The 12,097-nt window shown below is 63.8% G+C and carries 7 protein-coding genes; 6 read left to right on the top strand and 1 reads right to left on the bottom strand.

Annotated features, from left to right (window positions below; genetic code table 11):
- Window positions 1-29 precede the first annotated feature (29 nt).
- Window positions 30-935: a segregation and condensation protein A gene (locus AC3DEZ_RS12425; protein WP_447101918.1), complete on the bottom strand. Its 906-nt coding sequence runs from the start codon at window positions 933-935 to the stop codon at window positions 30-32.
- Between the two features lie 383 nt (window positions 936-1,318).
- Between AC3DEZ_RS12425 and AC3DEZ_RS12420 the strand changes: the two genes are divergently transcribed.
- From AC3DEZ_RS12420 to AC3DEZ_RS12395, 6 genes are all read left to right on the top strand, one after another.
- Window positions 1,319-1,618, top strand: a complete 300-nt coding sequence (locus AC3DEZ_RS12420; RefSeq protein WP_295376016.1) for a YciI family protein — start codon at window positions 1,319-1,321, stop codon at window positions 1,616-1,618.
- A complete protein-coding gene (locus AC3DEZ_RS12415; RefSeq protein WP_488388479.1) occupies window positions 1,615-1,890 on the top strand; it encodes a BolA family protein in 276 nt (91 codons plus the stop codon). The genes AC3DEZ_RS12420 and AC3DEZ_RS12415 overlap by 4 nt, the downstream gene beginning before the upstream one ends.
- A gap of 101 nt (window positions 1,891-1,991) precedes the next feature.
- Window positions 1,992-4,277 (top strand): glycoside hydrolase family 3 N-terminal domain-containing protein, encoded by a 2,286-nt coding sequence (locus AC3DEZ_RS12410; RefSeq protein WP_488388478.1) that lies wholly within the window; start codon window positions 1,992-1,994, stop codon window positions 4,275-4,277.
- A 502-nt stretch (window positions 4,278-4,779) separates the two neighbouring features.
- Window positions 4,780-5,799 (top strand): LacI family DNA-binding transcriptional regulator, encoded by a 1,020-nt coding sequence (locus tag AC3DEZ_RS12405; protein WP_488388477.1) that lies wholly within the window; start codon window positions 4,780-4,782, stop codon window positions 5,797-5,799.
- A 94-nt stretch (window positions 5,800-5,893) separates the two neighbouring features.
- Window positions 5,894-8,935: a TonB-dependent receptor gene (locus tag AC3DEZ_RS12400; protein WP_488388476.1), complete on the top strand. Its 3,042-nt coding sequence runs from the start codon at window positions 5,894-5,896 to the stop codon at window positions 8,933-8,935.
- 102 nt (window positions 8,936-9,037) lie between these two features.
- Window positions 9,038-12,097 (top strand): TonB-dependent receptor domain-containing protein, encoded by a 3,060-nt coding sequence (locus AC3DEZ_RS12395; RefSeq protein ID WP_488388475.1) that lies wholly within the window; start codon window positions 9,038-9,040, stop codon window positions 12,095-12,097.

Raw genomic sequence — 12,097 nt, 5'->3', positions numbered from 1 at the left:
TGGTTCAGGCGGATGGAATGCGGGGCAGGTCAGGCGTCGTTGGCAGCGTCGTCGCTGTCGTCGAATTCACTGGAGAACTGCAGCGGTTCGTTGGTGTTGTTCAGTGCCAGCGATTTGACGTAGATCGGCGCCAGCGGCGCTTCCTGCACGATGTCCAGCAACTGCTCCTTGGCCAGTTCCAGCATGGCCAGGAAGGTCACCAGCACGCCGAGCTTGCCTTCCTCGGCGGTGAACATCGATTCGAAGCGGTGGAAGCGGCCATCGTCCAGCCGGGACAGCACGTCGCCCATGCGCTGGCGGACGCTCAGCGCCTCGCGCTTGATGTGGTGGCCGCTGAACAGCTCGGCGCGCTTGAGCACGTCGTGCAGCGCCAGCAGCATTTCCTTCAGATCCACCGGCGGCGGCAGCTTGACCGCGGCCCGATCCGGCACGTGCGCCTGCACCGGGGTGGTGTCGCGATCCTGGCGGGGCAGGGTGTCCAGATCCTCGGCGGCCTGCTTGAAGCGTTCGTATTCCTGCAGCCGGCGCACCAGTTCGGCGCGCGGGTCGTTCTCGTCGCCTTCCTCGTTGACCGGCCGCGGCAGCAGCATGCGCGACTTGATCTCGGCCAGGATGGCGGCCATCACCAGGTATTCGGCCGCCAGTTCGAAGCGCAGCTCCTGCATGACGTTGATGTAATCGACGTACTGGCGGGTGATTTCCGCCACCGGGATGTCCAGGATGTCCAGGTTCTGCCGGCGGATCAGGTACAGCAGCAGATCCAGCGGACCCTCGAAGGCGTCCAGGATGACTTCCAGCGCGTCCGGCGGGATGTACAGATCCTGGGGAATCTGCAGCACCGGCTGCCCATGCACGACGGCCAGCGGCATTTCCTGCTGCTGCGGGTGCGTGGACTGGCTTGTCGGGGTCGCGTCTTGCGCGAGTTCGGAGCTCATCAAGAAAAAGCCGTAGTGCGGGTCAATGCCTTCGATTGCACGCGTTGCCGCATGGACGCCATGGTCTTGGTGTCGATCATGGCCTTGCGGGCGAACGCTTCCGTACAGCAAACATGTCATCTCGCCGTAGAGGAGCTCGCCGCGAAAGAGGCGGCGGCCGACAGCGAGGAGGTCGTCGGCGCGGGCGGATGGTGGCAGCGAATCGATCGTCGTTGGGCGACTGGCCGGGCGGAGCCGGTGCAGTGCCTGGGAAATCCCCTGACGGGCCGCTGCTTCCGGCCGTGCAGTGGGGCAAGAGTAAGGGCTGCGCCCGGCCCTGTCCAGCACCGCCGGGCGGGGGGCCCGTACAATCCGTTCATCCCCGTCCCGAGTGAGTGAACCCCATGTGGTATGCCATCGAAGGCCATGACACCGAAGGCGCGCTGCCCCGGCGCATGGCCGCCCGTCCCGCCCACCTGGCCCGGTTGACCGCGCTGCGCGACGAAGGCCGCCTGCTGCTGGCCGGCCCGTGCCCGGCCATCGACGCCGAGGATCCGGGCGAGGCCGGCTTCAGCGGCAGCATCGTCATCGCCGAGTTCGAGTCGCTGGCCGCGGCCCAGGCCTGGGCGCAGGCCGATCCCTATGTCGAGGCAGGCGTCTACGCACGGGTCGACGTGCGCCCGTTCCGCAAGGTGCTGCCGTGACCGCCGAGCGGGTCCAACGCATCCGCCAGGCACTGGAACAGGCGTTCCAGCCCAGTCATCTTGAAGTGGTCGACGACAGTCATCGCCACGCCGGCCATGCCGGTGCCCGCGACGGGCGCGGCCACTTCGATGTCACCCTCGTCAGCCAGGCCTTCGCCGGGCTGGCGCCGCTGGCCCGCCATCGCGCCGTCTACGCCGCGCTGGGGGAGATGATGACGACCGACATCCACGCCCTGTCCATCCACGCTTCAGGCCCCGGCGAGCCGGTCTGAGGGTTCCTCCGGGAGGCCCGGTTTCGGAGCCGGGTTCCGGTTTTGCAGCTAGCACTGAAAACGTTTACATTCCGCCCCTCGTCCATGGGAGTGGAAACATCATGAAGAGTCGTACCCGCGCCGGTCTGTCCGCCGGCGCCCGTCCGCGTGCACGCCACTGGTGGCTGGCGGCGGCGATCGCCACGGCGCTGGTTGCGCCGGCCGTGGGCGCCCGCACCCAGCAGAAGGCGCCGGCCGGCGAAGCCGCCTTCGTCGAGGCTCTGCTGGCGAAGATGACCCTGGAGGAAAAGCTGGGCCAGCTGAACCAGCCGCCCGGGCTGGGGAACGACACCGGCCCGCAGGCGATGGCCGGCGGCGAGGACCAGATCCGCAGCGGCGAGATCGGCACCTTCCTGGGCACCCAGGGCGCCGAGCTGACCTGCCGCCTGCAGCGCATCGCAGTCGAGGAATCGCGCCTGGGCATCCCGCTGATGTTCGGTTACGACGTGATCCATGGTTACCGCACCATCTTCCCGGTGCCGCTGGGCGAATCGGCCAGCTTCGATCCGGTCGAGGTGGAGAACGCCGCCCGCGTGGCCGCATGGGAAGCCGCCGGCTATGGCATCCACTGGACCTACGCGCCGATGGTGGACGTGGCGCGGGATCCGCGCTGGGGCCGCATCGTCGAGGGCGCGGGCGAGGATCCGTACCTGGGCTCGGTGCTGGCGGCGGCGCGCGTGCGCGGCTTCCAGGGCAAGCAACTGGGCGATGGGGACACCCTGCTGGCGACCGCCAAGCACTTCGTCGCCTACGGCGCCGCCGAGGGCGGCCGCGACTACAACATCGCCGACATCTCCGAGCGCACCCTGCGCGAGGTCTACCTGCCGCCGTTCAAGGCCGCGGTGGACGCGGGCGCGGAATCGGTGATGGCCTCGTTCAACGAAGTCGGCGGCGTGCCGATGCATGCCAACGGCGACCTGATCAATGACGTCCTGCGCAAGGAATGGGGCTGGGACGGCCTGCTGGTCAGCGATTACACCGGCGTCGAGGAACTGATCAAGCATGGCGTCGCGGGCAACCGGACCGATGCCGGCGTGCTCGGCCTGCGCGCGGGCGTGGACATCGACATGGTCAGCCGCATCTACGTGAAGGAGCTGCCGGCGGCGGTGAAGGCCGGCAAACTGCCGATCGCCACCGTGGACGAGTCGGTGCGCCGGGTGCTGCGGGCCAAGTACCGGATGGGCCTGTTCGAAGACCCGTACCGCTACTGCGACGTCGAGCGCGAAAAGGCACGTACCCTGACCGCCGACAGCCGCAAGGCCGCCCGCGAGATGGCGCGCAAGTCGATGGTGCTGCTGGACAACACCGGCAACGTGCTGCCGCTGGACAGGCAGAAGGTGAAGACGCTGGCGGTGATCGGCCCGCTGGCGGATCTGCGCCGGGCGATGCTGGGCAACTGGGCGGGCGCCGGCCGCGACGAGGATGCGATCACCCCGCTGGCGGGCATCCGCGCGGCGGTGGGATCGGGCACCCGGGTGGTGTACGTCGAAGGCACTTCGCTCGAAGGCGGCGAGACCACCGGGATCGCGGAGGCGGTGAAGGCGGCCCGGCAGGCCGACGCGGTGCTGCTGTTCCTGGGCGAGCATCCGGACATGAGCGCGGAAGCACGCAATCGCACGTCGCTGGATCTGCCCGGTGCCCAGCAGGCGCTGGCCGACGCGGTGGCCAAGGTCGGCAAGCCGACCGCGGCGGTGCTGCTGAATGGCCGTCCGCTGTCGATCGGCCCGCTGCGCGAGCGCGTGCCGGCGATCCTGGAAGCGTGGTTCCCCGGCGTGGAGGGCGGCAACGCCGTCGCCGACGTGGTGTTCGGTGATTTCAATCCGGCCGGCAAACTGCCGGTGACCTTCCCGCGCACGGTCGGCCAGGTGCCGATCTACTACGCGCACAAGAACACCGGCCGTCCGCCGAGCGAGACCGAGCGCTACACCTCCAAGTACATCGATGTGCCGTGGACCCCGCTGTACGCCTTCGGCCATGGTTTGAGCTACACGACCTTCCAGTACGGCGGCCTGGCGGTGAAGCATCCGCGCATCGCCACCGACGGCACTCAGGAAGTCAGCGTGACCGTGACCAACACCGGCAAGCGCGCCGGCGCCGAGGTGGTGCAGCTGTACGTCCGCGACGATGTCGCTTCGGTGACCCGCCCGGTGAAGCAGCTGCGCGGTTTCGAGCGCGTCCAGCTTGAGCCGGGGCAGTCGAAGACCGTCACCTTCAAGCTCGGCTTCGAGGACCTGGCGATGTACGACGCGGCGATGAAGCGGGTGGTGGAACCGGGCAGCTTCACGGTGTTCGCAGGCGGCAACTCGGTCGATACGGTGGAAGCGAAGTTCGAGGTCGCGAAGAAGTGAGCTGAGGCCAACGGCCACTTCCCGGCGTTCCCCAGGACGCGCGCGGCCCGACGGCTGCGCGCGCTTTTCCTTTGGGAGCAGGGTTGATTCCGGTTTGCCCTCGCACTGTTGCCGTGCGCATCGGCATGGCAAGGCCCGCATGGCTGCTTCCCGTCATTCCAGCGCAGTGGGAATCGCTCGGGCATTTACGTGATGGCTCAGCGCAAACCACAAGAGGGATCCGGCCTTCGTCCGGAAAAAGGGCAAAGGGTCGAAGAGGGGTGTGCCTGGCCCAGCATGGCTTTTGCCGGTCCTGATTTGTCCGCAATCTGTCCCATGACGGCCAGGAAAGCGTCACTTCGGCGCATTTCTATTGCGTCGCAGCAAAAAAAGAATGAAAAGAAGCCGTTAAGTGGTTGAAATGACTGCGCTGTCATCTGTATCTAACCTGGGCTTTACATCTCGTTTTGAAAACGTTTACAGTCCACTGCAATTGCAGTCATGACCGCGGAGGGGCGGTGCAATGGCGCGAACAGCCGTCACCATCAAAGACGTGGCACGCGAGGCGAAGGTATCCGTCGCCACGGTGTCGCGTGCGCTGAACGGACACGACAACGTGGCCGAGACGGTGCGTCGTCACGTGGTGGAAACCGCCGACCGCCTGCGCTACCAGCCGCACGCCGCCGCCCGCAGCCTCAGCAGCCGCCGCACCCAGACCATCGGCGTGGTCCTGCCGGACCTGTACGGCGAATTCTTCTCCGAACTCATTCGCGGCATCGACCAGATCGCGCGTGCGCGCCGCCAGCACCTGCTGGTGTCCAGCTATCACGGCCATCCGGAAGAGCAGGGCGAGGCCTTGCGCGCGATGCGTGGCCGCGTGGACGGCCTGCTGGTGCTGTCGCCGTACGCCGACCGTCCGGGCTTCCTGACCGACAACCTGCCGTCGTCGCTGCCGGTGGTGCTGATCAACACCCAGCTGGATAGCGCGTCGTATCCGGTGCTGAGCATCGACAACTACGGCGGCGCCCGCGCGATGACCGAACACCTGTTGCAGGCCGGGCACCGTCGCATCGCCTTCATTGGCGGGCCGGAGGACAACTTCGACGCGCGCGAGCGCCTGCGGGGCTATCGCGATGCGCTCGCCGGCAAGGGCGAGGCGTGGGAACTGCCCGGTGACTTCAACGAAGCCTCCGGCTATGAGGCCGGCAAGCAGATCGTTGCGTCGAAACAGCGTCCGGACGCGGTGTTCGCCGCCAACGACATGATGGCGCTCGGATGCCTGTACGCATTGAACGAAGCCGGTGTGAACGTGCCCGCTGATATCGCGCTTGCGGGCTTCGACGATATTCCGCTTGCGCGCTTTGTTCACCCGCCCTTGACGACGATGCGGGTCAGCATTGCCGAACTGGGCGGTCATGCGATGACCCGCCTGCTGGATGGCATCGATGAGGAGGACAACATGTCGAATGAAGCGCAGACCCTGGTACCGGATCTGATTGTTCGCGAATCAAGTGCAGGAAAACGAAGCGCGCCCGCGGGCTGAAGCCGAAGAGGCGCGCCGGCTTTTTTTTGTTCACGGATGTAACCGTTTCCATAAAAGCAATGCTCTGAATTGATCGTCCCGGGAGGGGGAAATCATGGGGTATAGAAACCGCTCGAATCGTTCTCCACAACGCAGGTTGCTGAGTTGCGCCTTGGCCAGTTGTCTGGTGTTGGGCATCGCGCCGTTGGCGCTGGCGCAATCGACGGGAGCGACGATTCGCGGGCAGGTGGCGGGTGATGCCGCGGCGCGTGTGACCGCGACCAACGTCGCGACAGGATTGACCCGCAGCGTGCAATCCGGCGCCAATGGCAACTACTCGCTCGGTGGCTTGCCGCCAGGAACCTATCGGCTCGATGTCGAGCGCGGTGGTGAGCGCTACAGCGAATCGATCACGGTCTCCATCGGACAGACGGCGACGCTGAACCTCGGGGAGACAGTCGAGGCTTCGAGTGTTCAGCCAGCGACCACGCTGGATGGCGTGGTGGTGACCGCCGCACCGGTCGCGATCGAGACGCGGACCTCGGAAGTCGGCGGCTATGTGACCCAGAAGCAACTCGAAGCGCTGCCCCAGAACTCGCGCAACTTCCTTGCATTCGCCGACACCATCCCTGGTATCGCCGTCACCCGCTCGGGCGTCGACGAAGTGACCTCGCTGCGCAGCGGCGCGCAGGTTTCCAACGGCATCAACGTCTACATCGACGGCGTGGGCCAGAAGGACTACGTACTCAAGGGTGGCGTCACCGGACAGGATTCCACTGCGGGCAATCCGTTCCCGCAACTGGCGGTGGGCGAGTACAAGGTCATTACGTCCAATTACAAGGCCGAGTACGACCAGCTGAGCAGTGCGGCCATCACGGCAGTCACCAAATCGGGCACGAACGAATTCGAAGGCAGCTTCTTCTGGGACTATTCCAACCAGGACTGGATGGCGCGTACCCCGCGGCAGCGCCGCGGCGACGTGGTCCAGGATCGTAGCGCCGAGCAGTACGGTGCGTCTTTTGGCGGCCCCATCGTCAAGGATCTGCTGCACTTCTTCGTCACGTATGAAGGCAAGGACATCCTGCGCCCCCGCGATGTCACGCCTGGCCCTTCGGGCCGCAATGTGCCCATCGAGCAATTGCCGCCCAGCGTGCAGGATCTCATTCGCAACAGCACCAGTTCTCCGTTCAGCGAGGACCTTTGGTTCGGCAAGCTGAGCTGGACGCCTGGCGACGCACATCTGGTCGAGTTCACCATCAAGGATCGCAAGGAAGACGATCTGGTGAACATCGGCAATCAGAATACGGCTGATTATGGAACCACGCGTGCGGGCAAGGACACCCGCTATGACCTGCGCTATCAATACAGCGCCCAGAATTGGCTCAACGACGCCCACATCACTTACGAGGATGCGTCGTTCGGACCGCGGCCGATAACCTCGGGACCCGGCTTCAACTATCAGATTCCCGCACAGGGGCAGGGCGGCAACAACAATCCCGCCATGCAGACCGTCCTCAACTTCGGGGGCGGCACCGACATGCAGGACAAGGGCCAGAAGGGTTTCGCCTTCCAGAACGACTTCACGTTCTTCGGTTGGGAAGGCCACACCATCAAGGCCGGCATCAAGTACAAGAAGATCGACATCAGCGCCTATCAGCGCCTGCCTCCCAATCCCCAATACCGTTTCGACATCGCCCGCAGCTTCGAGATTCCGTATGAGGTCAACTTCACCTCGACCGGTATCGGCACCATGGGGCCGGTGGAGTCGGACAATACCCAGTTCGGTATCTATTTCCAGGATGATTGGGAGGTCAACGAGCATCTGACCTTGAATCTGGGTCTGCGCTGGGACTACGAGCAGACGCCCAGTTTCGAGGACCATGTCACCCCGACGTCACTGGTCGACGCGTTGCGCGCCTATGGACCGATCAACAACCCGAACGTTGACTACAACTACAACGATTTCATTTCGACGGGAAACAACCGCAAGGCCTTCAAGGATGCGTGGCAACCCCGCGTCGGTTTCTCGTATGACCTGTTCGGCGATCAGCGCCATGTGATCTTCGGTGGGGCCGGTCGCGCCTACAGCCGCAATCAGTTCGACTTCATGGCGCGCGAGCAGTACAGCCTGGCATTCCAGAGCTATACCTACCGCTTCAATACGCCGGGCCATGATTGCTCCAATCAGGCGGCGACCTGTCTGACCTGGGACCCGAGCTATTACGACCAGGCGAGCCTGGATGCATTGGTGGCGGCGAATCCGAACAACGGAACCACCGTCTACATGATCGACAACGACATCAAGACGCCGTACTCGGACCAATTCAGCCTGGGCATGCGCAATGCCTTCGGCATGTTCGGGCACGACTGGAATTCGTCGGTGACGTTGCTGCACATCCTCAGTCATGACGGCATCCTGTTCTCGGTGGGCAACCGTCTGGAGGATGGTTCGTTCTTCCCGCCGGGTCGTTCGTTCGGCAGCGCACCGCCGGCCAATCTGCCGGGATTCGGCAGGTTGCTGATTGGACGCAACGCGGTCGAAACGAGGTTGACCTCCCTGCTGCTGTCCCTGGACAAGCCGTATACCCGCGAGTCGGGCTGGGGTACGACCTTGGCCTACACCTACAGCGATGCCAAGGAGAATCGAAACAATCACGATACGTTCTCGTTCGATTATCCGAACCTGGACAACGTGGCTTTCACCGAATCCCTGGGCGTTGCCAAACATCGACTGGTGGCCACCGGCATCATGGATATCGGCTGGGGCATGACCCTGTCCGGAAAGCTGACCCTGGCGACGCCGGAAGCCCGGGACTCGCTGGATTGCATCAGCATCGATACCTGGAATTGCTACTTCAATCCGTACTACGCCGACACCACCATCGGCTACAAGCAACTCGATCTGGCCATTCAGAAGGAATGGGATACGGGAACTGATCTGAAGTTCCGCATCCGCGCCGATATGATCAATGCGTTCGACTGGAACAACTGGGTCGGTTGGGACGGAAATCGCGGCGCGGGCCGCAATCCTGCCAACGCGACCAGCGTGGCCGTTCCCAATCCCAATTTCGGCAATCGTCAACTCAACAACACCTCACGCTACGACATCGCCTATCCCACGAGGACTTTCAAGATCACCTTCGGACTCAACTGGTAAGCCGGAAGCGGCCGTCATCTGAATCGATGTACGGATCCCGATGGTTTGCCAAGAGCATCAACAAAAGAACTGTCCCTACCTTCACGTCCTGGACTTATGACCATGAAGCAACGTAATCATAAAGCGCGTAATCCCAACCGCACGCTGTTGGCCTGCGCTCTCGTCAGCTGCCTGGCGATGAGTGCTCCCGCCTTCGCACAATCCACCGGTGCCACGCTGCGCGGCCAGGTGGCTGGCGCGGCGGCCAACACCGAAGTCATCGCCACCAACGTCGCCACGGGCGCGGTCCGCCGTACCCAGACCACGGCCAGCGGCACCTACACGCTGGTCGGCCTGCCGCCGGGCACCTACACCGTGCAGGCCGGCGGTGCATCCCAGACGGTGACCCTGGCGGTGGCGGCCAGCTCCACCTTGAACCTGGATTCAGGCGCTGCGGCACCGGCGGGCGATGCGACCAATCTGGATACCGTGACGGTCTCCGCGCCGCTGCTGCGCGATGTGCGCACCTCGGAAGTGGGCAACACCATTTCCCAGCGCCAGATCGAGACGCTGCCGCAGGCGACGCGCAACTTCCTGGAGTTCGCCGACACCATTCCCGGCATGCAGTTCAAGATCAACAACCAGGGCGTTGCGGAACTGCGCAGCGGTGTGACCAATACCAGTTCGACCAACCTGTTCATCGATGGTGTCAGCCAGAAGAGTTACGTCGAACGTGGCGGCATCGCTGGTCAGCAGCAGAGTGGTGGCAATCCTTTCCCGCAGTTGGCGATCGGCGAATACAAGGTCATCACCTCCAACTACAAGGCCGAGTATGGCCAGATCAGCGGCGCGGCGATCACCGCGGCGACCCGTTCGGGCACCAATGAGTTCGAAGGCGAGGTGTTCTATCACTACACCGACGAGGGCATGCGCGAGAAGATGCCCAACGAGTGGAACAAGAGCAAGGGCAGTTCGCAGATCAAGGAATGGGGTCTGGCGGTGGGCGGCCCGATCCTGAAGGATCGGATGCACTTCTTCTTCGCCTATGAGAACAAGGAAAACATCTTCGCGCAGACCGTCCAGCCCTCGGCCGAGTCGGGCAATGTCGGCGATCTGCTGCCTGCGGATCTGCGGTCCCATTTCGGCGCCGCCTATGTCCCGTTGGACGAGGAACTCTACTTCGCGAAGCTGAGCTGGGATCTCAACGAGCGTGACCGCCTTGAACTGAGCGCGCAGTATCGCGATGAAACCCAAGCGGGCAACATCGGTGGGCAAGACGCGCCGGAGCATGGTCAGCAGCGTATCAACAAGGACAAGCGCTCGAACTTCCGCTGGCAGCACAGCGGCGATCGCTTCTTCAACGAGTTGATCGTCACCACCGAGCGGACCGAGAACAACCCGAATCCGTTCGGCTTCGGCAACGGCCGCAAGATCGCATGGCTGGAGCCGGTGGCGAACGACCTTCCGCGCGAGCGCGCGCTGTTGAATCTGGGCCCGGCTGATGGTTTCAGTGTCAAGAGCGCCATCCAGAAGGGCTGGTCGATCCAGGATGACCTGACCTTCAACAGCTTCCAGTGGCACGGTGATCACACCATCAAGATGGGCGTCAGCTTCAAGTCCATCGATCTGACCTCCAGCGACGGCCAGCCGTACAATCCGCAGTTCACCTACGCCTTCGATCCCGTCACCGGCGTGGTGTCCGACATTCCGTATCGGGTGGAGTTCCTGGCGCCGTTCGACGAGCCGGGCCAGTCGGCGCTGGTCAAGACCGATGCCAAGCAGTACGGCTTCTACATCCAGGACGACTGGCAGGTCAACGAACACCTGATGTTGAACCTGGGCATCCGCTGGGATTACGAGGACGTGCCGGCTTACACCGACCACGTGACCTCGCCGGCCTACCTGGCGGCGCTGTACGGTCCCGATCCGGACAACCCGGGGGAACCGTGGATCAATCGTTGGCTGAAGGGCGGCAAGGATGCGCTGAACCCGGCCGACTACATCAGCAATGGCCACAACCGCAAGAGCTTCAAGGATGCCTGGGCGCCGCGCTTCGGTTTCTCCTATGACATCTTCGGCGACGAGCGCCATGTGATCCACGGCGGCGCGGGCCGTTCCTATGACCGCAACCTGTTCAAGGATCTGGCGTTGGAGAAGACCAAGTCGGCGGTTTCGCTGGTCCGCTTCGAGTTCCAGGATCCGCTCACCGGCCAGTGCGTGCGCGAGCCGGCGAGCACCGGGCGCTGCCTGCCGTGGGATCCCGCCTACCTTGGCGGTATCGATGTGCTCGGCGAGGCCATCGCCGGCCGTGGTGGCGCGGAAGTCTTCATGCTCAACAACAAGCTGAAGACGCCGTACTCCGACCAGTTCAGCCTGGGCATCACCAACCAGATCGGCGAATGGCTGTCGGACGTGACCATCCAGCGCATCATGTCGCGCGACGCGTTCGGCTTCACCCTGGCCAACCGCCATCCGGACGGTTCGTTTTTCAGCAATGGCGGCGCGCCCTGGGGCGGCACCGTGCCCGGCTATGGCGGCACGATCGTCGGTGACAACGGGGTGGAGAGCAACAACACGCAGATCCTGTTGTCGCTGGAGAAGCCGTACACCAAAGCCTCGGGCTGGGGTGTGAACTTCGGTTATACCCACACGCAGGGCCGCCAGAACAGCACCAATGCGGAAGATCCGTTTGCCTACTTTGACAAATCCAGGCTGGGCTACGTGCCGTTCGTCAAGTCGGGCAATGCGCCCAAGCACCGCTTCACCGCGTCGGGTTCGATGGACGGTCCGTGGGGCATTACCTTCGGTGCCAAGATCGTCCTGGAGACACCGACCCCGCGCAACACCATTGCCTGCTTCGGCTACACGGCATGGGACGGCTCGAATTGCCAACTGGTGGGCTTCACCCCGCCGGCCAACGGCAAGTTCCTGATCGGCGGCAAGATCTTCAGCTACCGCACGGTGGACTTCCAGGCGACCAAGGAGTTCGCGATGCCGGGCGACACGAAGCTGACGATCCGGGCGAATCTGCTGAACGCGTTCAATTTCAAGAACTACATGGATTACTCGTACAACAGCTTCGGCAGCAACGGAAACTACGATCCCGATATCTCGATCAACACGCGCGGCAACATCTACTACTTCCCGCGCACGGTGAACGTCGAAATCGGATACAAGTTCTGA

It is taken from the genome of Pseudoxanthomonas sp. 134C1 (assembly GCF_057773065.1).
This window is presented reverse-complemented; position numbering and strand designations above follow the sequence as displayed.